At 70.0% G+C, this 22,907-nt stretch carries 23 protein-coding genes and 1 pseudogene; 16 read left to right on the forward strand and 8 right to left on the reverse strand.

The features are described from left to right. Positions 1–75: 75 nt before the first annotated feature. Complete coding sequence (locus tag ACGFY9_RS36185) at positions 76–783, reverse strand: TetR/AcrR family transcriptional regulator (protein WP_393761349.1); 708 nt, start codon at positions 781–783, stop codon at positions 76–78. A gap of 141 nt (positions 784–924) precedes the next feature. On the opposite strand from ACGFY9_RS36185, the gene ACGFY9_RS36190 reads away from it, so the two are divergent. From ACGFY9_RS36190 to ACGFY9_RS36235, 10 genes are all read left to right on the forward strand, one after another. Next, the gene (locus tag ACGFY9_RS36190; RefSeq protein WP_393761351.1) at positions 925–2,400 is read left to right on the forward strand and encodes a DHA2 family efflux MFS transporter permease subunit; all 1,476 of its coding nucleotides are present in this window, start codon (positions 925–927) and stop codon (positions 2,398–2,400) included. A gap of 362 nt (positions 2,401–2,762) precedes the next feature. Continuing rightward, positions 2,763–3,797, forward strand: coding sequence for a methyltransferase (locus ACGFY9_RS36195; protein ID WP_393761353.1), 1,035 nt, complete (start codon positions 2,763–2,765; stop codon positions 3,795–3,797). A 123-nt stretch (positions 3,798–3,920) separates the two neighbouring features. Continuing rightward, positions 3,921–5,711, forward strand: coding sequence for an acetyl/propionyl/methylcrotonyl-CoA carboxylase subunit alpha (locus tag ACGFY9_RS36200; protein ID WP_393761355.1), 1,791 nt, complete (start codon positions 3,921–3,923; stop codon positions 5,709–5,711). 56 nt (positions 5,712–5,767) lie between these two features. Next, the gene (metK, locus tag ACGFY9_RS36205; RefSeq protein WP_393761357.1) at positions 5,768–7,021 is read left to right on the forward strand and encodes a methionine adenosyltransferase; all 1,254 of its coding nucleotides are present in this window, start codon (positions 5,768–5,770) and stop codon (positions 7,019–7,021) included. A gap of 18 nt (positions 7,022–7,039) precedes the next feature. Then, on the forward strand, positions 7,040–8,020 hold the full coding sequence (locus ACGFY9_RS36210; RefSeq protein ID WP_393761359.1) for a carbohydrate kinase family protein: 981 nt from the start codon (positions 7,040–7,042) through the stop codon (positions 8,018–8,020). Between the two features lie 45 nt (positions 8,021–8,065). After that, positions 8,066–8,980, forward strand: coding sequence for an alpha/beta hydrolase (locus ACGFY9_RS36215; RefSeq protein ID WP_393761361.1), 915 nt, complete (start codon positions 8,066–8,068; stop codon positions 8,978–8,980). Positions 8,981–9,146: 166 nt separating this feature from the next. Then, positions 9,147–9,320, forward strand: a complete 174-nt coding sequence (locus tag ACGFY9_RS36220) for a hypothetical protein (protein ID WP_266865392.1) — start codon at positions 9,147–9,149, stop codon at positions 9,318–9,320. A 54-nt stretch (positions 9,321–9,374) separates the two neighbouring features. Next, a complete protein-coding gene (locus ACGFY9_RS36225) occupies positions 9,375–9,806 on the forward strand; it encodes a GNAT family N-acetyltransferase (RefSeq protein WP_393761363.1) in 432 nt (143 codons plus the stop codon). Positions 9,807–9,819: 13 nt separating this feature from the next. Further along, a complete protein-coding gene (locus ACGFY9_RS36230) occupies positions 9,820–11,229 on the forward strand; it encodes a diacylglycerol/lipid kinase family protein (RefSeq protein WP_393761365.1) in 1,410 nt (469 codons plus the stop codon). Beyond that, a complete protein-coding gene (locus tag ACGFY9_RS36235; RefSeq protein ID WP_393761367.1) occupies positions 11,222–11,848 on the forward strand; it encodes a phosphatase PAP2 family protein in 627 nt (208 codons plus the stop codon). The genes ACGFY9_RS36230 and ACGFY9_RS36235 overlap by 8 nt, the downstream gene beginning before the upstream one ends. A gap of 181 nt (positions 11,849–12,029) precedes the next feature. On the opposite strand, the gene ACGFY9_RS36240 is transcribed toward ACGFY9_RS36235, so the two are convergent. Beyond that, on the reverse strand, positions 12,030–13,220 hold the full coding sequence (locus ACGFY9_RS36240; protein WP_393761369.1) for an RNA-guided endonuclease InsQ/TnpB family protein: 1,191 nt from the start codon (positions 13,218–13,220) through the stop codon (positions 12,030–12,032). Positions 13,221–13,381: 161 nt separating this feature from the next. Here ACGFY9_RS36240 and ACGFY9_RS36245 point away from each other — a divergent pair, with 161 nt between their 5' ends. Both ACGFY9_RS36245 and ACGFY9_RS36250 read left to right on the forward strand, forming a co-directional pair. After that, entirely contained in the window at positions 13,382–14,260 is an 879-nt protein-coding gene (locus ACGFY9_RS36245) for an oxygenase MpaB family protein (RefSeq protein WP_393761371.1), read from the forward strand. A gap of 321 nt (positions 14,261–14,581) precedes the next feature. Then, positions 14,582–15,406: an SDR family oxidoreductase gene (locus tag ACGFY9_RS36250; RefSeq protein WP_393761373.1), complete on the forward strand. Its 825-nt coding sequence runs from the start codon at positions 14,582–14,584 to the stop codon at positions 15,404–15,406. A gap of 316 nt (positions 15,407–15,722) precedes the next feature. Here the strand turns inward: ACGFY9_RS36250 and ACGFY9_RS36255 are convergent, their stop codons facing one another. Next, positions 15,723–16,196, reverse strand: a complete 474-nt coding sequence (locus ACGFY9_RS36255; RefSeq protein WP_393761375.1) for an alpha/beta fold hydrolase — start codon at positions 16,194–16,196, stop codon at positions 15,723–15,725. Between the two features lie 39 nt (positions 16,197–16,235). On the opposite strand from ACGFY9_RS36255, the gene ACGFY9_RS36260 reads away from it, so the two are divergent. Both ACGFY9_RS36260 and ACGFY9_RS36265 read left to right on the forward strand, forming a co-directional pair. Beyond that, on the forward strand, positions 16,236–16,565 hold the full coding sequence (locus tag ACGFY9_RS36260) for a TetR/AcrR family transcriptional regulator (protein ID WP_393761377.1): 330 nt from the start codon (positions 16,236–16,238) through the stop codon (positions 16,563–16,565). Positions 16,566–16,616: 51 nt separating this feature from the next. Continuing rightward, the gene (locus ACGFY9_RS36265; protein ID WP_393761379.1) at positions 16,617–16,844 is read left to right on the forward strand and encodes a hypothetical protein; all 228 of its coding nucleotides are present in this window, start codon (positions 16,617–16,619) and stop codon (positions 16,842–16,844) included. Positions 16,845–17,001: 157 nt separating this feature from the next. Here the strand turns inward: ACGFY9_RS36265 and ACGFY9_RS36270 are convergent, their stop codons facing one another. The 3 genes from ACGFY9_RS36270 to ACGFY9_RS36280 form a co-directional block, all read right to left on the reverse strand. After that, the gene (locus ACGFY9_RS36270) at positions 17,002–17,310 is read right to left on the reverse strand and encodes a transposase (RefSeq protein ID WP_393761381.1); all 309 of its coding nucleotides are present in this window, start codon (positions 17,308–17,310) and stop codon (positions 17,002–17,004) included. 96 nt (positions 17,311–17,406) lie between these two features. Next, on the reverse strand, positions 17,407–18,249 hold the full coding sequence (locus ACGFY9_RS36275) for an FkbM family methyltransferase (protein WP_393761383.1): 843 nt from the start codon (positions 18,247–18,249) through the stop codon (positions 17,407–17,409). A gap of 127 nt (positions 18,250–18,376) precedes the next feature. Then, complete coding sequence (locus tag ACGFY9_RS36280) at positions 18,377–18,943, reverse strand: class I SAM-dependent methyltransferase (RefSeq protein WP_393761385.1); 567 nt, start codon at positions 18,941–18,943, stop codon at positions 18,377–18,379. Between the two features lie 131 nt (positions 18,944–19,074). Between ACGFY9_RS36280 and ACGFY9_RS36285 the strand changes: the two genes are divergently transcribed. Further along, the gene (locus ACGFY9_RS36285) at positions 19,075–20,331 is read left to right on the forward strand and encodes a sensor histidine kinase (RefSeq protein ID WP_393761387.1); all 1,257 of its coding nucleotides are present in this window, start codon (positions 19,075–19,077) and stop codon (positions 20,329–20,331) included. Further along, positions 20,328–21,026, forward strand: coding sequence for a response regulator (locus ACGFY9_RS36290; protein WP_393761389.1), 699 nt, complete (start codon positions 20,328–20,330; stop codon positions 21,024–21,026). Before ACGFY9_RS36285 ends, ACGFY9_RS36290 begins: the two co-directional genes overlap by 4 nt. Positions 21,027–21,118: 92 nt before the next feature. Here the strand turns inward: ACGFY9_RS36290 and ACGFY9_RS36295 are convergent. Then, a pseudogene (locus tag ACGFY9_RS36295) lies at positions 21,119–21,958 on the reverse strand (IS5 family transposase). A gap of 244 nt (positions 21,959–22,202) precedes the next feature. Then, positions 22,203–22,706, reverse strand: a complete 504-nt coding sequence (locus tag ACGFY9_RS36300) for an N-acetyltransferase (RefSeq protein WP_393761391.1) — start codon at positions 22,704–22,706, stop codon at positions 22,203–22,205. Between the last annotated feature and the right edge of the window lie 201 nt (positions 22,707–22,907).

Raw genomic sequence — 22,907 nt, forward strand, 5'->3', positions numbered from 1 at the left:
CGGGTGCGGACGACTGGTGACGCTATCCGGGCAACTCGGGCCTAGGTCAACGGAGTTGACAGTGCCTTGTTGGTTTCATGAACCTTTGACGATTCCCTGCGCATTCGCTGAACCGGCGGAGTCCGCGGCCCCTGTGCCGAACGCCTGCAGGAAGGTGTGGACCGCGGCCCGGACCAGTCGGCGCTGCTCGTCGGCGGGGACCTGCTCGGTGCCGAAGCGGGACCGCTCCTCCATCGGGCCGGTGAGCAGCGCGATGTACTGCTCCGCAGCCTGAGCGGGGTCGCTCAGCCGCAGCCGGCCGTCCAGGGCGAGGCGCGCCAGCCGGTCGGCCAGCGCCTCGGTGACCCGGTTGGTCGGTCCGCCGCCCCTGACGACGTCGAGGAGGTCGGGGAAGCGGGCGGACTCCGCGTAGATGAGCCGCCGCAGCGCCCAGGACTCGTCGCTCGAATAGCACAGGAGCAGACGGTCGCCGACGTCTTCGAGTGCCGCCCGCAGATCGTCCCCCGGGGTGGCGAGCCGTCCGACGACCGCCAGGTTCTGGGCCATCGCGGTGTCGGAAGCCGCCTCGATGGCATGGCGGAAGAGGTTCGCCTTGTCGCTGAGGTGGTTGTAGACGGTCGGCTTGGCGACGCCCGCCTCGGCCGCAATCACCTTCACGCACGCGTTCGCATACCCCTCGCGCGCGAACACGGTGAAGGCGGCTTCCAGGATCGCCTGCCGTTTGTCGATGCGTCCCCGGGATGCCCTGCGCCCGGACGCCGCTGAAGTGCTCGCTTCGGTCACGACCGCATCGTACCTCGACGGCCCGTTTAGCTATACCCATGGGTTCAACTATGCGTACCAGTGGGTTGCGAAGGCCCTAGGGGATCACTAGATTGAACTCGTAGGTTCAATTAGACGCTGAGATCTTCAACCGGAGAAGCGATGACGCAAGTTCGGGATGACCGACTGGAACCCGCACTCGTGCGGCTGATCGCCGTGGTCCTGCTGGGCGGGATGCTCGGCATCCTCAACAGCACGATGGTGGCCGTCGCGATCGATCCCTTGAGCAAAGAGTTCGGCACCTCCATCACCACGATCGGCTGGGCTTCCACGGGCTTCCTGCTGGCCGTCACCGCGACGATCCCGTTCACCTCGTGGGCGGTCGACCGGTTCGGCAGCAAGCGCATGTGGATCATCGGGCTCACCGTGTTCCTGCTCGGATCGCTGCTGTCGGCAACGGCGTGGAACGCGGGCAGCCTGATCGGTTTCCGCGTGGTCCAGGGACTGGCCGCCGGCATCCTGGACCCGCTGGTCCTGGTGCTGCTCGCCCGCGGCGCGGGCCCATCGAGGGCCGGCCGCGTGATGGGCCTGATGGGTGTCGTCCTGTCGCTCGGGCCGGTGCTCGGCCCGGTCGCGGGCGGCGCCATTCTGCAGGGAATGTCCTGGCGCTGGATGTTCCTGCTCAGCGTGCCTGTCGGGCTGGTCGCCCTGGTGCTCGCGGTGCGGGTCGTGCCGTCCGATCCGCCGCGCGGGACGGCGGAATCGCAGGTGCGGCTCGACGTTCTGGGCCTGGCCCTGCTCGGCCCGGGCTTCGCGGCGCTGGTCCTCGCCATGTCGCAGAGCGCCGACCGCACCGCTTTCGCCGTCTGGCAGGTACTGCTCCCGCTGATCCTCGGCGTGGTCGTGCTGATCGGATACGCGATCCACGCCCTCGGCGTGCGCCGCATCCCCCCGCTGATCGATCTGCGGCTGTTCAAGAACACCAGCTTCACGGCGAGCGTCACCGTCATGACCTTGAGCGGTCTGGCGACCTTCGCGAGCCTCTTCGCCCTGCCGCTCTACTACCAGCAGATCCGTGGCCACGGCACGCTCGCCGCCGGTCTGCTGGTGACACCGGTGGGCCTGGGCGCCGCCCTTGCCATGCCGCTGGCGGGCACGCTCAGTGACAAGATCGGCAGCCGGTTCCTGGCCCAGGCGGGCGCGGTCGTGGCGGCCCTCGGCGGACTGCTCCTCGCCCGTGTCTCCCCGACCGCCAACGAGGTCTGGCCGTCGCTCGCCGCCCTGGTGATGGGCATGGGTCTCGGCTTCGTGGGGGCCCCGACCATGGGCTCCCTGTACCGCACGCTGCCCATGCACCTGGTTCCACAGGGCAGTTCGGTGCTGTACATGCTCAACCAGCTGGGCGCGGCCATCGGTATCGCCCTCGTCACGGTCATTCTGAAGACCGTCGGCGACGGCGACTTCCTGAAGGGCATCCACGGCGTCTACTGGTTCGCGATCGGCACGCTCGGTGTCCTCCTCGTCGCCACCCTGTTCCTGCCGGGTCGCGCCGACGTGCCACCCGCGGCCTCCCCGGCCGGGGAGGAACCGCAGGGCGTGCCCGGCCAGCAGTCCGTCGACGCCCCCGCATCGTCCTGACGTCGGCCCGGTCGCACCCAGCACACGATGCCGACCGGATCGACCCGGGGCCCCGGTCTGGTATGGATCCGGACCGCGCCTCCTCAAAACAGCCCCTGCGTCGGGTCCTTCCCCCGTCCCCGACGCAGGGGTGACGCATGTCCGGAGGCGATGGGCGGGCGTCAGTACGGTCCCCGTCGACGGCCTTGACGGATTCCTGACATTCCCCGCGCATTCCTGTGCGGGATTTGATGGTTCTTCAATGAATCCTTGAGCAGTGGCCCTTGGCTCCCTCATGCGCGCTACGGAAAATAGTGGAAAGGACGCGCGAAGACCGAACTGCCCGTCCCGCCGCATTTCCCTTCTCAGGAGGAACTGGGCACATGGAATCTCAAGCCCCGCAGGCGCCCGCAGAGCCCAATGTGGGACAGGTGATGGGCATTCTGTCCGGCTACTGGCAGACGAAGATCCTGCTCACCGCCGCCGACTCCGAACTCTTCACCCAGCTGTCGGGCACCCCGGCCACCGCCGCGGAGTTGAGCGAGCGCCTCGGATTCCGCATGCCGGGCGCGGGAGACTTCTTCCTGGCGCTCGTCGGCCTCGGCCTGCTCGAACTCCACGAGGGCACCTATCGCAACTCACCCGCCGCCGAGCGCTTCCTGGTCCGCGGCCGCCCCGAATTCATCGGTGGCTACTTGCAGTTCTGCGAGCGTGAACTGAATCCCGCCTGGGCCGGACTCGGTGAGTCGCTGCGCACCGGACAGCCGCACAACACCGCCGCCACCGAGGGAAATCCGTACCACTCGCTGTACGCGGACCAGGAGGCGACCGACTCCTTCCTCGACAGCATGGACATGTTCAACACGCCCATCGCCGCGCGGGTCGGCGGACTCGACTGGAGCTCGTACGCCTCTTTCGTCGACATCGGCGGCGCCCGCGGCAACCTCGCCCACCACCTGGTGACCGCGCACCCCCACCTGGAGGCGGGAGTCTTCGACCTGCCGCCCCTGGAGCGCGCTTTCGCACAGCACGTCGAGAAGCTCGCCCCCGCGAAGCCGATCACCTTCCACGGCGGTGACTTCTTCACGGACCCGCTGCCCGAGGCTGATGTGCTGATCTTCGGTCACATCCTGCACAACTGGGGCACGGAGGGGCGGATCAAACTGCTGAAGAGCGCGTACACGGCCGTCCGGCCCGGCGGTGCGGTGATCATCTACGACCCCATGGTCAGCGACGAGACACCTCCGCTCTTTGCCGTCATGGCGAGCCTCAGCATGCTCGTCTGGTCCGCCGGAGGCCATGAATACTCCGTCGAGGACTGCTACGGATGGTTGCGGGACGCCGGATTCCGGCCCGAGACGGTCGGGCTCACGGACTCCCGCGACGACGTCCTGATCGTCGGCCACAAGGATCGCTGACCGATCCGGCCACGCCCGGTCGGCGGCTCTCGGCGGCGGGCCGACCGGGTCGCTGCCGGTGTGCGAGCCGCAGCCGTGGAGCGTCACGATCACACCGTCCGTGAGAGGACAGGAAGGCCACACGTGCGCAAGGTGCTCATCGCCAATCGTGGCGAAATCGCTGTCCGCGTAGCCCGGGCCTGCCGGGACGCCGGGATCGCGAGCGTGGCCGTATACGCCGACCCGGACCGGGACGCTCTGCATGTCCGCGCCGCGGATGAGGCATTCGCCCTGGGCGGTGACACACCCGCAAGCAGCTACCTGGACATCGGCAAAGTCCTGACCGCAGCCCGCGAGTCCGGTGCCGACGCCATCCACCCCGGCTACGGATTCCTGTCCGAGAACGCGGAGTTCGCGCAGGCGGTCCTCGACGCGGGCCTGATCTGGATCGGCCCGCCGCCGCAGGCGATCCGGGACCTCGGTGACAAGGTCGCCGCCCGGCACATCGCCCAGCGCGCCGGCGCCCCCCTCGTCGCCGGTACGCCGGACCCGGTGTCCGGTTCGGACGAGGTCGTCGCGTTCGCCGAGCAGCACGGCCTGCCCATCGCGATCAAGGCCGCCTTTGGCGGCGGCGGCCGCGGTCTGAAGGTCGCCCGCACCCTCGAAGAGGTCCCCGAGCTCTACGACTCCGCGGTGCGCGAGGCGGTTGCCGCCTTCGGCCGCGGCGAGTGCTTCGTCGAGCGCTACCTCGACAAACCCCGCCACGTGGAGACCCAGTGCCTGGCCGACTCCCACGGCAACGTGGTCGTCGTCTCCACCCGCGACTGCTCCCTTCAGCGCCGCCACCAGAAGCTGGTCGAGGAGGCGCCCGCACCGTTCCTCTCCGACGCGCAGGTCGCCGAGCTGTACGCCTCCTCCAAGGCGATCCTCAAGGAGGCCGGCTATGTCGGCGCCGGGACCGTCGAGTTCCTCGTCGGCCAGGACGGCACGATCTCCTTCCTGGAGGTCAACACCCGCCTCCAGGTCGAACACCCGGTCACCGAGGAGGTCGCCGGCATCGACCTGGTGCGTGAGATGTTCCGCATCGCCGACGGCGAGGAACTCGGTTACGGCGACCCCGAACTGCGCGGCCATTCCTTCGAGTTCCGCATCAACGGCGAGGACCCCGGCCGCGGCTTCCTGCCCGCCCCCGGCACCGTCACCACCTTCGCGGCCCCGTCCGGCCCGGGCGTCCGCCTCGACGCCGGTGTCGAGTCCGGCTCGGTGATCGGCCCGGCATGGGACTCGCTGCTGGCCAAGCTGATCGTCACCGGCGCGACCCGTGAGCAGGCCCTGCAGCGGGCCGCGCGGGCGCTGGACGAATTCACCGTCGAGGGCATGGCCACCGCGATCCCCTTCCACCGCGCGGTCGTCAAGGACCCCGCCTTCGCCCCCGAACTCACCGGCAGCCCCGACCCGTTCACGGTCCACACCCGGTGGATCGAGACCGAGTTCGTCAACGACATCAAACCCTTCGCGGCGCCCACGGACGCCGAGGCGGACGAGGACACCGACCGCGAGACGATCGTCGTCGAGGTCGGCGGCAAACGCCTGGAGGTCTCCCTCCCCGTCTCCCTCGGCATGTCCCTGGCCCGCACCGGGCTCGCCGCCGGCGCCAAGCCCAAGCGCCGCGCGGCCAAGAAGTCCGGCCCCGTCGCCTCCGGCGACACCCTCGCCTCCGGCGACACCCTCGCCTCGCCCATGCAGGGCACGATCGTCAAGGTCGCGGTCGAGGAGGGCCAGGAGGTCAAGGAGGGCGACCTCATCGTCGTACTCGAAGCCATGAAGATGGAACAGCCGCTGAACGCGCACAAGTCCGGCACCATCAAGGGACTCGGCGCGGAAGTCGGCGCGTCCATCACCTCCGGCGCCGCGATCTGCGAGATCAAGGACTGACATTCCGCCCCGTCTGTTGCCGAGAAGACCGACAGAAACCGGAGATGGAACGCTTCATGACCACACGTCTGTTCACCTCTGAGTCCGTCACCGAGGGCCACCCCGACAAGATCGCCGACCAGATCAGCGACACCATCCTCGACGCACTACTGCGGATGGATGCCTCGTCCAGGGTCGCCGTGGAGACGCTGATCACGACGGGGCACGTGCACATCGCGGGCGAGGTGACGACAAAGGCGTATGTGCCGATCGCCGCCCTCGTACGCGAGAAGATCCTCGAGATCGGCTACAACTCCTCGCAGAAGGGGTTCGACGGAGCCACCTGTGGCGTCTCCGTCTCCATCGGCGCCCAGTCGCCGGACATCGCTCAGGGCGTGGACACCGCATACGAGCAGCGTGTCGCGGGAGTCGAGGCGGGCGAGGAGCCTGATGAACTGGACCGGCAGGGTGCGGGCGACCAGGGGCTGATGTTCGGCTACGCCTGTGACGAGACACCCGAGTTGATGCCGCTGCCGATCCATCTGGCCCACCGGCTCGCGCACCGGCTGAGCGAGGTGCGCAGGAACGGGAGCGTCCCGTATCTGCGCCCCGACGGAAAGACCCAGGTCACCATCGAGTACCGGGACGACAAACCGGCCCGCCTCGACACCGTCGTGGTCTCTTCCCAGCACGCGGCCGACATCAGCCTGGAGGGGCTGCTTCTGCCCGACATCCGCCGGTTCGTGGTGGACCATGTGCTCCGCGAGTCGGCCGAGGAGGGCATCAAGCTGGAGACCGAGGGCTACCGGCTGCTGGTGAACCCGACCGGCCGCTTCGAGATCGGCGGCCCAATGGGCGACGCGGGTCTCACCGGCCGGAAGATCATCATTGACACGTACGGCGGTTCCGCCCGTCACGGCGGCGGTGCCTTCTCCGGCAAGGACCCCTCCAAGGTGGACCGTTCGGCGGCGTACGCGATGCGCTGGGTCGCCAAGAACGTGGTGGCCGCCGGGCTCGCACGCCGCTGCGAGGTGCAGGTCGCGTACGCCATCGGCAAGGCCGCGCCGGTCGGTCTGTTCGTCGAGACCTTCGGCACGGAGACGATCCCGGCCGGCCGGATCGAGTCGGCGATCGGCGCGGTCTTCGACCTACGGCCCGCCGCCATCGTCCGTGACCTGGACCTGCTGCGCCCGATCTACGCCCGGACCGCCGCCTACGGACACTTCGGCCGCGAGCTGCCCGCCTTCACCTGGGAGCGTACGGACCGTGTGGACGCCCTGCGGGCCGCCGCAGGTGGTGAGCGCGCGCTTCTCCCGGCCCGACAGTTCTGAGCGAAGGAGTCCTCCGCCGTGCGTATCGCCGTGACCGGATCGATCGCCACCGACCATCTCATGGCCTTCCCAGGACGGTTCGCCGACCAGCTGATCGCCGACCGGCTCGAACGGGTCTCCCTCTCCTTCCTCGCGGACAGTCTGGAGATACGCCGGGGAGGAGTGGCCGCGAACATCGCACTCGGACTCGCCCGGCTGGGTCTGGCGCCGGTGCTCGTCGGCTCGGTCGGCAAGGATTTCGGCGAGTACGGGGCGTGGCTGCGCGAGAACGGCGTCGGCACCGACTGCGTACACGTCAGCGAGCGGCTCCACACGGCACGGTTCGTGTGCACGACCGACCTCGACCACAACCAGATCGCCACCTTCTACGCCGGGGCGATGTCCGAGGCCAAGGAGGTCTCCCTGGCTTCCGTGCGGGAGCGGGCCGGGAGCCTGGAGTTGGTCGTCGTCGGCCCCAACGACCCGGAAGCGATGCTGGGTTTCACCGACGAGTGCCGCCGGCTCGGCATCCCCTTCGCCGCCGACCCCTCCCAGCAGCTCGCTCGGCTCGACGGACCCGAGACCCGCCGGCTGGTCGAAGGCGCCCGCCTGCTGTTCACCAATGAGTACGAGGCCGCGCTCCTGCGTGAGCGGACCGGCTGGAGCGAGGAAGAGGTGCTGCGGCAGTGCGAGGTCTGGATCGTCACCGGTGGTGCCGCGGGCGCGGACATCGGCCGGGCAGGTGAGCCCTGGCTGCACGTCGACGCCGTCGCCACCGAGTCGGCGGTCGACCCCACCGGGGTGGGCGACGCCTTCCGCGCCGGTTTCCTCGCGGGCATCGCCCGGGATCTGCCGTACGAATGGGCCGGGTACCTCGGCTGTGCCTTGGCCACCACGGTGCTCGGCGTGGTCGGCCCCCAGGAGTACAAGTTCGCGGCGGCGGACCTGCTGCTGAGCATCGAGCGGGCCTACGGCCGGGACGCGGCCCGTGGTGTGGAGCCGTGCCTGACCGTGCCGTAACCACGCACTGCCCCTGGACCGCCACCGACGAGGAGCAGCCCGACCATGAACCGTTCCGGCGCCGCCCCGGCACCGCGCTCGCCCGGCGTACGGACGATCACCCTGGACGCCGACGGAGTGACGCTGTCCGCGCTGCTCCTGGAAGCCGAGCAGCGTCCTCCGCGCGCTGTGGTGGTGGCCCTGCACGGCGGCGGCATGAACGCCGGATACTTCGACGGGCAGGCGCACCCGCACCTCTCCCTGTTGACGCTGGGCGCGAGCCTGGGCTACACCGTCCTGGCTCTGGACCGCCCCGGCTACCGGCACTCCGCCACCCGGCTGCCCGAAGGACAATCCCTCGCGGACCAGGCCGACTCCGTGCACGCCGCGCTGGACGACTTCACGTTCCGGTACGAGACCGGCGCGGGCTTGTTCCTGCTGGCGCACTCCTACGGCGGCAAGGTCGCGCTGAGCGCCGCGGCGGACCCGGCCGGCGGGAACCTGCTCGGGCTGGACATCTCCGGGTGCGGCCACACGTACGCCGTCGCACGGAACGAGCTGCCGGGCTCGCCCCGGCACGGGCACTGGATGAGGAACTGGGGTCCGCTGCGCCTCTACCCGCCGAACACCTTCCGCAACAGCGCCTCCATGGTGGCGCCCATGCCCGAACGGGAGCGGGCCGAAGTGGCCCGCTGGCCCGAGTTGTTCCGCGAGGTCGCCTCCCGTGTGCTGGTGCCGGTGCGGCTGACCTTCGCCGAGCACGAGGCATGGTGGCGGCACGACGAGGTGACTCTGGCCGGGTTGGCGGCGGGCTTCTCCCGTTCTCCGCGGGTGGTCGTCGACCGGCAGCCGGACGCCGGCCACAACATGAGTCTCGGCTGGGCAGCCCGCTCGTACCATCTGCGGGCTCACGCATTCTTCGAGGAGTGCCTGGCACGGTACGAAGCGACGACCACCGTGCAGCCCGAGAGGGCGTCCTGATGCCGCCCGGGCCGTCGCCGCCGTACCCGCCTCTTTGGAGGAACTCTTGGGCATCGCGGCGCCACCGCGTCCGAACTGCCTTCAACCCATGCCCGAGCGGGCCAGGTACCGGACCGGAGACGGCCGGTCGTGCCCCGAGGGTGACCCGACACATAAGGAGTGCGCGGTGACACCGGAGAAGACGAATCGCGAGCAACGCCCCGAGGAACACACGGAGCGTGCGGGCCACCGGTCCGACGAGCTCGGCAGCCTGGCCGTGTGGGCACGGTCCGCCCCCATCCGACTCGCGGGCTACGAGGACGACCTCGCCGAGCCCCACATCCTGCCCAGCGTGGACTGACCCCGCGGGACCCTTCGCGATCGCCGACAGCATGGGCGTGCGAAAATCGCGCCCATGCCGATCAGAGAAGCCGCGGCCGACGACTGGCCGCGGATCTGGCCTTTCTGGCACCGGATCGTCGCCGCCGGCGACACCTACACCTGGGCCCGGGACACCTCCGAAGAGGCGGCCCGGGCCTTGTGGACGAGCCCGCCGAAGCGCGTGTACGTCGCCGGGGACGAGACCGGAACCGTCGTCGGCTCGGCGTTCGTCACCCCGAACTACGGCGGCCCCGCCGACCGCATCGCCAACGCCGGCTTCATCGGTCGTCGCGAGCGGGCCGTCCCGCGATCCGCATCGCGGCTTGCACACGAGCCGCCGACCGCGACCGGCCGAGGACGAGGCGGGGCACACCGCGTAGGTTTCACGGACACCGACATGAATCGCCGGTGTGACGGACAGACGAAGAACCCGCCGCGCGATCGCGGCCGTCCGCCTCATGCATGACGGGGAATCGACATTGAACGAGACCGGAACGACGCGTGAGACGCAACGCCACGGACCCGACAAGGGTCTCGGTTCGGCGCGAGCCCTGGCCCGTCTCGCCCTGCTGTGCATCGCGGGCGCAGTGGCCGCAGTCGTGGCCGGCACCAACCATTGGCTCATCCTGCTGCTGGGCCTGGCGGGTCTCGGACTGGCTGGCGCGGGCCTGTGGTGGGCGTTGGCGCACCGCGGATTCGCCCGGCTCCTCGGTGCCCTGCTGGCGATCACCGCACCCGTCGGCGTCCTGGTGCTGTACGCCGTGTCGGGCCTGTGGGCGGTCGCGGTGGTCGCCCTCGCGGCGTGGACGGCCGCGCTCGGCTGCGCGCGCAGTGCCCTGCGCCGTCTGCGCAAGCCGCACGGCATGCACACCCGCACGGCGCGCCCGCCCCGCCGGGCCGTGCTGATCATGAATCCGAAGTCGGGCGGCGGGAAGGTCGTGCAGTACGGACTCGTGGAGCGGGCCGAGGCACTGGGCGCGCGAGTGATCCTGCTCGACCTCGACACGGATCCGGATCCGGTGGCACTGGCCCGGCAGGCCGTGGCCGAAGGAGCCGACCTGCTCGGTGTGGCCGGCGGCGACGGCACCCAGGCCCTGGTGGCGGGAGTGGCCGCCGAACACGGTCTGCCGTTCATGGTCGTGACGGCCGGCACCCGCAACCACTTCGCCATGGACCTCGGCCTGGACCGCGACGATCCGGTGAGCAGCCTGGACGCGCTCTCGGACGGTGTGGAACTCCGCGTCGACCTCGGAGACATCGCCGGCCGGCCGTTCGTCAACACCGCCTCGTTCGGTACGTACGCGCACATCGTGCAGAACCCCGACTACCGCGACGCCAAAGCGGTCACCGCGCTCGACCAGTTGCCGGACCTGCTGGCGGGCGAGGCGGGCGCCGCACTCAGTGCCCGGACCGACGAAGAGCGGTTGGAGGCCCCGCAGGCGGTGTTGGTCAGCAACAACCCCTACGCACGGGCCGACCCCCTGACCGGTGGCCGCCGGGAACGGCTCGACACGGGCGAGCTCGGCGTGATCGCGGTCCGGGTCGGGGGCCCCGTACAGGCCGCCGAACTGGCGCTGTTGGGGGAGCGGGCCAGCGGCATGACGGTCCTGACGTCCCGCAGCGTCGTCGTGGAGTCCGACGAGGAGGCGATCCCGGTGGCCGTGGACGGTGAGGCACTCACCCTGCCTCCGCCCGTCGTGTGCTCCATACGACCCGGCGTGCTGCGGGTCCGCGTGCCACGGGAACGTCCCGGGGCACCGTACGTCGCACCGACCGTCGACTGGTACCGCGTCCTGCGCCTCGCCTTCGACCTGTCGCCCCACGCACGCGAGAGCCACGACCGAGCAGCCCCCTCACGCGACAAGAACCAGGAGCAGAGCGATGATTGACCGTCGGACTCGCCACCAACGAGTACCGAAGGGCCTGCTGCGCGACCTCGCCAGCCTCGACCAGGCCCTCTACGAGGCCGTGACGATCACCAGCACACCCGCACTGGACGCGGCGCTGCGCCGACTGTCCGCGGCGGCCGATCACTCCAAGATCTCCCTTCTGATCGCCGCCACCCTGACCCTGCGCCCCGGCCGCTCCCGCCGCGCCGCGGTGCTCGGCGTGGCAGCGATCGGCGTCGCGTCCACCACGGCCAACCTCCTGGGCAAGCGTCTTGTACGGCGGCCACGCCCGCACCGCGCCGAGGACTCGCCGTTCCCGGGCCGGCACGTCCCCATGCCGGCGTCCGCATCGTTCCCCTCCGGTCACACGGCGTCCGCCGTCGCCTTCGCCGCGGCGGTCGGGCCCGCGTTCCCGGCCGTCACGGTCCCTCTCGGACTGCTGGCCTGTGCCGTGGGCTACTCGCGCGTTCACACCGGGGTGCACTACCCGGGCGACGTCATCGCCGGCGCCGTCCTCGGAACGGGCGCGGCCGCGGCCGTCCTGGCGGCGGCCGCACACTGGGACGGCTCGGTCGGCGGCAGGGCTGTGCGCCTGACCTTTGGCTCTTCTGCCCGGTGATCGCCCGTTGTCCGGGCGTGCGGGCGTCCGGACGGCAGGCATCTCCCGATACCCGGATCACCTCACCCCGTAGTTGAACGCGTTCAAAAATACTGCCATGATGAGTCTTGCCATCCGGGGGGATGCCGGGGGAGAGGATCACCGTCTTGACTTCCTCCCCCTCCTGAAGGAAGGGGGATTCCTACGGCTCGCGCTGTAGGGGTTCCTGTTTTACCGACGACTGCCCCGTCCGGGAGGACTCCCGTTGAGGTCTTACACCGGCTCCACAGGCAGAGACGGCCAGCCCGGCGGCCAGGATGTTGCGGGCCGCGTTGATGTCGCGGTCGTGCACGGCGCCGCAATCACACGTCCACGCGCGGGCGTTCAGCGGTATCTTCGCCGCGACCGTGCCGCCGGCCCCGCACAGCTTGTTGCTGGGGAACCAGCGGTCGATCACGACGAGTTCGCGCCCGTACCAGGCGCACTTGTACTCCAGCATCGAGCGCAGGTGCGTCCACGACGCGTCACTGATGGCGCGTGCGAGCGTGCCGTTCTTCAGCAGGTTGCGGACGGTGAGGTCCTCGATCATGACCGTTTGGTTCTCACGGACGAGGCGAGTCGACAGCTTGTGCAGGTGGTCGCGGCGCCGGTCGGCGATCCGCGCATGCACGCGGGCGACCTTGCGACGGGCCTTCTCGCGGTTCGCGGAGCCCTGGGCCTTGCGGGACAGTTCCCGCTGCGCCTTCGCGAGACGGGCGCGGTCACGCCTCTCATGCTTGGGGTTGGCGACTTTCTCCCCGGTGGAGAGCGTCACGAGGGAGGTGATCCCGGCGTCCAGGCCGACGGCCGCCGTGGTCGCGGCGGCCGGCGCGATGGTGTCCTGGCACAGCAGCGACACGAACCAACGCCCCGCCGCGTTGCGGGACACCGTCACCGTCGTCGGCTCGCTGCCCTCCGGGAGCGGACGCGACCAGCAGATGTCCAGCGCACCGGCCATCTTCGCCAGAGTCATACGGCCCTCGCGCCACGTGAAGGCGCTCCGCGTGTACTCGGCCGACGCCCGGGATGTCTTCCGGGACTTGAAGCGCGGGTACTTCGCACGCTGGGCGAAGAAGTTCCCGAACGCCGTCTGGAGGTGGCGCAGCGCCTGCTGGAGCGGGACCGAGGACACCTCCGTCAGGAACGCCAGTTCCTCTGTCTTCTTCCACTGAGTCAGCGCGGCCGACGACTGCACGTAGGAGACGCGGCGCTGCTCGTACCAGGCCCGGGTGCGCTCTTCCAGCGCCTTGTTGTAGACGAGACGGACGCAGCCGAACGTACGCGACAACTCCGCCGCCTGCTCGTCCGTGGGGTAACAGCGGTACCTGAACGCCCGCTTGACCTGCCGCGCCATACCTCACACCGTATCAACCCCCGTGTGAGCGGCGGGTGTTGGCCGGTGGAAGGCGCACGCCGGTCCGCTCTGACGGCGAACCGGCTTTCCCTGTCCTGCTTCGCGGGAGCTTCGTTTCCTCCCCCGGCTGAACCCGGGGGTATCCACGAAGGAGAGCCCCGATGAAAGCCACCATCGCCGGGTGTCCCGGCCCGCGGGAGTGGTTGGGCGCCGCTGTGTTCGCTCGTGTCGCCGGACCGGACGGCCCGCGCAACCGTGCCCGGATCCACGACACCCCCGGCCCGCGCTGGTTCGGACCTGAGCAGCCTGTCCGCCGCGTGCACGGTGACGCCTCGATGTTCATTGGCGGGCTGTCCGCCCTGCTCCTCCAGTCGCTGCATCCGCTGGCCATGGCGGCCGTGTCCGCCCACTCCGGTTTCCGCGGTGACCCTTGGGGCCGACTGCAACGGACCAGTACCTTCCTGGCCACGACGACATACGGCACCGCCGAGCAGGCACAGCGGGCCTGTGACCAGGTCCGGGCCGTGCACGAGAGGGTGCGCGGCGAGACCGACCGGGGTGAGGCCTACCACGCCTCCGACCCGCACCTGCTCTGCTGGGTCCACGTGGCCGAGGTGGACAGCTTCCTGCGGGCTCACCAGCGCTACGGGGCGCGCCCGCTGACGGATGCGGAGTGCGACGGGTACGTGGAGAACACCGCCAGGGTCGCCGTCGCGCTCGGAGTGCCCGATCCGCCGCGCAACCGCGCCGAGCTGGCCGAGCGTCTTCTCGCGTACCGCCCGGAGCTGGAAGCGACCCCGCAGGCACACGACACGGCACGCTTTCTCCTCCTGAACCCGCCGCTGCCTCTCGCGGTGCGTCTGCCCTATGGTGCGCTCGCCGCGAACGCAGTCTCGCTCCTGCCGCGTTGGGCGGCGCGGGAACTGTGGTTGCCCCGAGTCGCGGCGGTGGACGCGCTGTGTGTGCGCCCGCTCGGCTCCGTCCTCACCTCGATGATCCGGTGGGCGCTGGCACCGGCGCCACGTCCGGGGAGCGCATGAGGCGGCGGCTGGCTTCTCCGGTCGCGGAGTGGACTCGGCGGGTCCTTCTGCTGACCGGGTTTTCTTCTCAGCGGGAGTGCGGGTTCAAGCGGTCAGCGTGTTCTCGATGAGGTCGGCGGCGCGTGCGGAGGCCTGCAACTGCCTGGAGCGGGCGAGGTGTTCCGGATCCGTGTGCCCGCTGACTCTGGAGGTTGTCGGGAGCGGTGGAGTTGATTCGTCCCCGGTTGGTGTGGCGTGCGTTGCGAGCTGAGTGTTGTCTGGTGGTTGGAACACCGCGATGTACTGACGCTACGGCTGACGAGTTTCCCTGAGGAGCACACCATGACGCAGAAGATCTGGTTCATCACCGGTGCCTCACGCGGCTTCGGCAGGGAGTGGGCCATCGCCGCCCTCGAACGCGGCGATTCGGTTGCCGCGACCGCCCGTGACCTTTCCATGCTGGAGGACCTTCGCGCGGAGCACGGAGAACGGCTGCTGCCCTTGCGCCTCGACGTGACGGACCGTGACGCCGACTTCGCCGCCGTACGGCAGGCGCACGAGCGGTTCGGGCGCCTCGACGTGGTGGTCAACAATGCTGGTTACGGCCATTTCGGCATGGTCGAGGAACTCACCGAGTCCGAAGCGCGTGCGCAACTGGAGACCAACCTGTTCGGCGCGCTGTGGATCACGCAGGCGGCGCTGCCGTTCTTGCGCGAGCAGGGCAGCGGCCACATCCTCCAGGTCTCATCCATCGGAGGCATCAGCGCCTTCCCGCTGGTCGGGATCTATCACGCGTCGAAGTGGGCGCTCGAAGGCATGAGCCAGGCTTTGGCCCAGGAAGTGGCGCCGTTCGGCATCAAGGTCACACTGATCGAGCCCGGTGGGTTCGCCACCGACTGGGCGGGCTCCTCGTCAAGCACCTCCGAGCCGTTGCCCGCATACGCCGACTTCCACAAGCAAGTGCAGGAGCAGCGCCGCAAGCGCGTCGGCACGCCGGGCGATCCGACCGCGTCCGCCGCTGCCGTACTGGAGATCGTCGACGCCGACGAGCCGCCACTGCGCTGCTTCTTCGGCTCGGCGCCGCTGGGCATTGCCAAGGCCGACTACGAGCAGCGTCTCGCGGTGTGGGAGAAGTGGCAGCCCGTGGCAGAGCTGGCGCAGGGCTGAGCCGGGCAGGGAGACGCGGCGAACGGGCGGGACAGCCGTGCGCGCAGGTGAGTGCGCGCGATGAAGGGGTCGACTGGAGTGAATCCGGCCGGCCCCCTTCCGGGGTGGCACTCACTGCGTGATCAGGAGTGATGCCTCTGGTCGCGGTCCCCCACCTGCTCGTGACAGGTCGGCGACCTCGCGGTGCTGTACGTCGGTCGCCGAGGAGATCTTCTTGACGTTGTCTACCTGGGGGCGCTGACCTGCGGTGATTCGGCAACTTCCGCCTCTGGCCTGCGCAGACGAGCCTTTCGGTGTCTTTCAGAATCGTCCCGCGTTACGCCGCGGCCGGGCCGAAGAGCGGGGGGTGAGGCCGGGTTTCAGCGCTTCGATGATGGCGAGGCGGCCCACCCGCTAGGGGGTGGTCGGCGGCGAGTGCGTATCCGGTCCATGTGCCGATGTCGTGGCCGGCCACGTCGAATTGGTCGTCTCCGAGCGCGGCCATCAGCGCGGCCAGGCCGGCGGCCAGGGTGCTGGCGTCGTATCCGTCGTCGGGTTTGTCGGAGAGCCCGGTGCCGCGCGGGTCGACGGCTTCGACGGTGTGCCGGCGGGCGAGTGCGGGCATCACCTCTCGCCAGGCGTACCAGGTCTGGGGCCATCCGCCGATCAGCAGCAGGGCCGGGCCGTTCCCGCCGGTGACCGCGTGCAGCCGCAGTCCGTTCACCTCCATGCGCCGGCTGGTGCAGACGTCGGGGAATCCGTCGGGCAGTCGCAGCGAGCGCAAGGTTGTCATGCCGGCGGCCCTGTCCATCTTTGAACGATCGTTACAAGATGTGTGGGGTGAGGGACCATGGCAGGCCGCAAGCAGTTCGACGTGGACGAGGCGCTACGACGTGCGATGCATGTCTTCTGGCGCTGGAGTTATTCGGAGGCCTCGATCGACCGTCTGGCCGAGGGCACGGGCCTGGGCCGGGTCTCGCTTTACGGCACCTTCGGCGGCAAGAGCGCCCTCTTCCGCAAAAGCCTCCAGCGGTACGCGCAGACCTACCACCCGCTGTACGAGCGGGCACTGTGGGGCCCCCACCCGGGCCCGGGCGCCGTTGTGGCCGCCTACCTGCAGGTCGCGCTGAACCGTATCGCCGACCCGGCGGTCCCGGACGGCTGCCCGCTCACGGTGTAGGCGGCGCAGTTCCCGGCGCTCGACGCGGAGGGGCAGGCGATGGTCCGCGCCATGATCGACGGCTTGCGGGCGAGGCTGGAGCAGGCGTCGCGGGCGGCGGGGGCGGGTGAGCGGGAGGCGGCGGAGCCGGCGTTGTGCACGCTGGCGACGAACAAGTCTCTGGCGGTGCTGAGCCGCGCCGGCTTCTCGGGCGAGGACATGGCAGCCGTCGCGGCGGCCGCGGCCAGGAATGCCGAGGCTGTGCCGAACCGGCTGGCCGGACCGTCGGGGCCGCGATAGGCGGAAGGCCCGATCGCGTCCGTGCCGCCGCCGCGACACGAGGCTGGTGAACCCGTCTGGTCAAGGGACTCCGGGTCCAGTGGCGTTGCGAGCTGGGCCGGCCCCGGTCGACCGGCGGCGGCCCCGTGTGCCGCCCCCTCTTTATCGCCCGAACGCTTTAACGCCTGGGCGAGGGAGGAGCCAGCCGCGCGGGGGACCGGCTCGGGTGTGAGGCCGCGTTCGGCTCGGCTGGCGGGACCTCGTGCGGCCGCTGCCGGACACCGGCCTCGTTCCCGTCCCGCAACCGGCGCCAGCACGTCATGCCCGAGCCGAAGCCCAACTCCTGCGGCAGGTACTCCCGCTGGATCCCGGCATGCGGCACGTACCGGATCCCGCACCGTACCTCGCGGTCCGGCAATGCCTCGCGGTCCGGATACCGGAAGCTGCGCTCGCGCTGCGGCAGCAACGGCTCCAAGCAGTCCCGCACCTCATCCGGCACGGTACACGGCGACGTGCCCGCGTCGGACCGAACGTCCAACTCCCGCCCCGGGCAAGGCCATCAGGACCGATCAGCCTCTTTGTGTCAGTCGTTGACACATCCCTGGGTGCCGTGCGTTGCGTGTGGTTCTGGCCTGACCGCGAACACCATGCCGATGTCGCCGGCCCGCTGCACCGGGTCCTGCTCGGTGCTGACGGTGAAGCCGTGGGTGAGGAGGACCTCACAGACCGTGTCGCGGTGGTGCTGCCAGTGCTCGACCTCGACGACGGCCTGGCGGACCAGCGGCCAATGGCGTTCCTCGATGCCTCTGAGCACCTCGAGTTCGGCGCCTTCCACATCGACCTTGAGCAGGTCGACGTGGTCGATGCCTTGCTCGTCGAGCACCGATGACAGGGGTCTGACCTTCACTCGGTGTGTCTCCAGTTGCCGCAGCACCCGCAGCTTGCGGCTGATGAGAACGGTGAGGACGGGGGCGGGTATGCGGCGCAGGACCGGTCCCAGGCCGCCCTGGCGGATCATTTCGACGACGCTGGCGGTGACCCGGCGCCGCTCGTCCTCGATGTTCCCCTGGTCCCGTGAGGAGGACGAGAAGATCGTGGCGGCCGGAATGTAGCTGAAGTCGAGCTCGTCGTCACGGGACGCCAGGCCGTAGGGGAGCGCGGTCAGGCGTCCGTTGAAGAACTCGCGGGCGTTGCGTTCGAGTGTCGCGTGGAGTGGCGGCATCGGCTCGAAGGCGTAGATCCGCACGTCTCCGTCCAGCCGTTCGTACACGGCGGCCGAGAACACGCCGATGTTGGCGCCCACGTCGAGTACCGTCGCGCCCGGTGCGCACTCGATGCCGTGGGCGAAGTAGCCGCCCACCTCCTCGCGGAGGAAGGACGCCTCCCAGCGATTGATGCTGTGCAGTTCCATCGCATTCATGGCCATGACAACGTGATGTATCAGGGTTGGGGCCGACAATCCAGCTCCGCAGGCCGGGACGGCCGTGAGGCCCTGACGGATCGTCGCCCCACCGGCGCCGGCGTGGGACCGGCTGCGGTGGTGGTGGTTGTGGTTATGGGGTGTGGGTGGCGCGGTGCACGAAGGCGGGTGGGAGGTTCGCCCAGACCACGGTCGAGCGTTCCAACCGGCTGAAGCGGCGGGCGAGGTCGGCGGTGAAGTGGCGGGCGGGTGGGGTCCAGGCCGCGTGGAGATAGGCGAAGGTGGTGAAGTGGCCGCCTGGCGTGAGGACTTCGGTCACGGCGTCCAGGATGAGCCGGCGCTGTTCGCGGGGCATGACGGTCCAGGGCAGTCCGGAGACCACCGCGTCGGCTGGTCCGCCTACCGTCGCGGTCAACTCGGCGGCCGAACCCCGTATCACGGTCAGGCGTGTGTCGCGCCGGGTGGCCGACAGCCGTGCCGCGAGCACCGGGTTGAGCTCGATCGCGACGAGTCGCGCGTCGGGTGCGAGCCGGGCGAGGATCGCGTCGGTGAACACCCCTGTTCCCGGGCCGAGTTCGACCACGAGCCGGGCCTTTTCGAGGCCGATGCTCTCGGTCATCGCGTACGCGAGGCGTCGTGAACTGGCTGCTACGGCACCGGTCATGAGGGGGCGTCGGAGGAATTCGGCGGTGATCGACATGGCGGCCATGGTCGAAGCACTTCGGGTGGCCGTACGTCGTGTTCCCGGCCGGTCCGTGTACGACCGTGGGAGGACCCCATGACGCCCGCCGGGACGATGTGGGGGAGCGGGCCCGGCCGTAGCGTGAAGTGGTGCTTCGGCTGATCGAGACCTTGTCCCGCCTGCGGTGGAGCTACCCGTGGCTGACCGACGCCCTGTTGGTCGTGCTGGTGGCGGTGCCTCCGGTGATCCGGCCGCAGCCGGGCTGGCGGCCGGTCTGGGTACAGGCGGGTGTGTACGTGGCCCTGGTGTTGCCGCTGTTGTGGCGCCGCCGTCGGCCTGTGCTAGTCGCGATCCTGGTGACAGCCGGGTTCTGGGTGCAGTTCCTCGGGCAGGTGTGGGGACAGGAACCGGGACGCGGTGCTGTCGCCCTGGCCGCGGTCGTGGCCACCCTGACGGTGCGTGGCCTGCGCCGCGCCGCCGCGGCGACGGTGGTCTGTGCCGCCGGCTGCGTCGTGCTGTGGATTCCCGCGTGGCAGCGGGACTACGGCGGGCCGGGTGCCCGGGGGGCCTGGCTCACTCCGCTCGCGGTGGGGCTCCTGCTGGCCGGGGCCTGGGTGTTCGGCGAGTACGTCCGTGCCCGGCGTGCCTATGCCGCCGAGTTCGAGCGGCGGGCCGCGCTCGCCGAGTCGGAACGCCTCGCCCTGGCCAAGGTCGCCGTGGCCGAGGAACGGGCACGCATCGCCCGTGAGATCCACGACGTCCTCGCGCACAGCGTGAGCGTGATGGTGCTGAACGCCGAGGGAGGCAGGCTGATGCGGCAGGTCGACCCCGCCGTCGTCGATCGCACCCTGGGCGTCATCAGCGCGACCGGCCGCGAGGCCCTGGGCGAACTGCGCCGACTGCTGGAGGTGCTGCGCACCCCCGGCCCGGACGCCTCGGCCGGTGCCTGCGGCCCTGGTCCCGACGGGGTCGGCGAACACCTCTGGGCCGATCTGCGGCGACTGGTCGGACGCCTCGACACGAGCGGCAGGCGCGCCCTGGTGGACCTGCGCGGTGAGCGGGAGGGCCTCGCGGCGGATGTCACTCTGCAGACGTACCGCATCGTGCAGGAGGCACTCACCAATGTGGTCAAGCACGCGCCGCCGGACGCCACGGTTCATGTGCGGGTCGACACCGGCAGACAGGGGCCCGGGCGACTGATCCGCGTCAGGGTGGAGAACTCGGCCGGAGCCGATGGCCGACGTCCGGCTCCGCTGCTCCCGTCCGGTCGCGGACTCACCGGCATGCGCGAGCGAGCCGCCCTGTACGGCGGGCGCGTCGACGCCGGGCCCACACCCGACGGCGGCTACCAGGTCGCCGCCACCCTGCTCCCTGCCGGACCCGAGCCGACCGCGACGACTCCATGAACGACCTGCCCCTGACCCCGCATCGCACCACGCCGTCGTCGCGGGTGCTGATCTGCGACGACCAGGAGCTGATCCGGATGGGGCTGCGCATGGTCGTCGACAGCCAGCCCGATCTCACCGTGGTGGGCGAGGCCGCCGATGGCGCTGCGGCGATCGCGGGGGTGGCCGCCCTGAACCCGGACCTCGTCCTCATGGACGTACGCATGCCCGGTCTGGACGGGCTCGCAGCGACCGAACACCTCTGCGCGCAGCCCGACGGGCCCCGCATCCTCGTCGTCACCACCTTCGACCTCGACGAGTACGCCTACGCGGCGCTGCGTGCCGGTGCGAACGGCTTCCTCGTCAAGGATGCCCCCGCCGAGGAGATCCTGGTGACCGTCCGTGCGGTGCTGAGGGGCGAGGTCATGGTGGCGCCGTCGCTGACCCGGCGCCTGGTCGAGCGCTTCGTCCTGCATGCCCCCGCGTCCGTGTCCGCCCAGCGTGGCCGCCTGGCGGTTCTCACCGAGCGGGAACGTGACGTCCTTGCGCTGGTGGCCCGGGGGCTGGCCAACGGCGAGATCGCGGGCCGCCTTTTCGTCGGGGAGACGACCGTGAAGACCCATCTCGGTCGGATCCTGACCAAACTCGGCCTCCGGGACCGTATCCACGCGGTGATCTTCGCCTACGAGAGCGGGCTGGTGGGGGTCGGGGACTGAGCGGTGACACGGACATCGTGCCCGGGGGCCGCGCGTCGTCGAGGTGAGCGTATGACTGAGGGTTCGGTCCGGTGATTCGTGTTTGGTCCCGGTCAGGTTCCGCGCCGGTTCAGGGTGGCTTGGCCGGTGAGTCTGCGGGTCATGAGGTCGATCATGGCGAGATGGATCATGGCTTCGGAGCGGTGCGGGTGGGGTTCGTGGTCGCGGGCGAGGCGTTGGTGGTGCATGAGCCGGCCGATGCTGCGCTCGATTGTCCACCGTCTCGGGATGATCGTGAACCCGCGTGCGCCGTGCGGGCGTTGGACGGGGTGGACGTCGATACCGAGGCGGCCTCCGTGGTCGATGGCAGTGGTGCTGTGGCCCGCGTCCACCCCAGGCCTTCGTGATGTGCGGGTGGGTGGCGGCGATGCGGGACAGCAGGGTCACGCCGGTTGCGGAGTCGGAGACGCTGGCGGCGCTGACCAGCACGGTCGGCAGCAGGCCGAGGGTGTCGCGGCCGAGGTGGCGCCTGCGACCGACGATGCGTTTCCCGGCGTCCGTGCCCTGGTCCGCGAGGTCCACGTTGGCGGAGGACTTGATGGTCTGGGAGTCCAGCTCGCAGGTCGATGGCTCCGCGTTTCGGCCCTCGGCTTCGTGGACCAGGCGCCGCAGCAGGCCGGTGAGCTGCTCGACACCCCGTCCTGTTGCCACTTGGCGAAGTACCCGTAGGTCGTGGTCCAGGGCGGGAAGTCGTGCGGGAGGCAGCGCCAGGGGATGCCGGTGCGGTCCACGTACAGGATGGCGTTCATGATCTGGCGCAGGTCGTGTTCGGGCGGTGGGCGATGTCCGGTGCGCGGGGGGCGGGGCTGGTTCCGCCAGGATGTCAGGACGGGCTCGATCAGTTCCCAGCGGGCGTCCGACAGGTCGCTGGGATAGGGGCCGTGCGGGGTCATGTTTGCGAAGTAGCCGACCGTCGCCGGCCCTACCAGCGGTCAAAGGGCGGCGCTCGGGGGCGTGTTGGGAGCAGCACGGGCATCGGCACGCAGGACTGCGACACCAGGGCCTCCTGATGCTCGGTGATTCGATACCAGCGAGCTGCTCAGGAAGCCCTCCTCGCAGGCGCCGAGCACCCGACGACCACCCGATCGAGAAGGCCGTTCGAGTACCAAGTCCCCAGAGCATTACGACAAAAGCTGTTTACGCGTCGGGGTGCTCCGGCAGGGCGAGCCAGTCCGGCCAGGAGATCTCGCGGCCGAGAAAGCGCGGCCGCGCGAACGGCCAGTCGGCGGCGATCCACCGCGGTACCAGTTCGTCGAGGGCCTGCTCGACCTTGCTGCCCACCAGCTCGTCCACCACCCACCAGGAGATCTCGCCGTCCGCGCCGGCCCTCTCCGGTGGGTCGATGTAGACGCAGCCGAGCAGAGCTGTCTCCGCCGCGTCGAACAGCGCGTAGTTGAAAGACTGGTGTGCCGCGATCTCCTTCTCGTGCCGCAACAGGTCGGCCTGGTCGGCCTCGTAGGTCATGGTGGCCGCGGGCCAGCCCCAGGCCGGGCCGAAGATGGTCCACAGCCGCTCGCGCGAACCCATCACAGCCGGATAGTCGAGCGGGGTGTCCGCCTCCCGGATCGGCCGCAGGTGATGACCACTGCCCGGCAGCGTTACCAGGACGGGATGGACGAAGCCATCGGGGAGCCAGCTCATAGCGCCCGACCGTAGCAGCGCGCGGCGGTCCGCTCCCCAGGACTTTCCCCGTATATCGCCAGGACCTGCTCTCAGGCCGGGCAGTGCCCGCGATCACCCGATCGAGACTGCCGTTCGATCGACAGACTCCATGATCGGTATGGCAACGGCTTCTGAGCTTGATCATTAACCTCGCTGCTGTTTCAGGCGGACGTGTTCGGT

Source organism: Streptomyces sp. NPDC048504 (assembly GCF_043200035.1).
GTDB lineage: Bacteria > Actinomycetota > Actinomycetes > Streptomycetales > Streptomycetaceae > Streptomyces.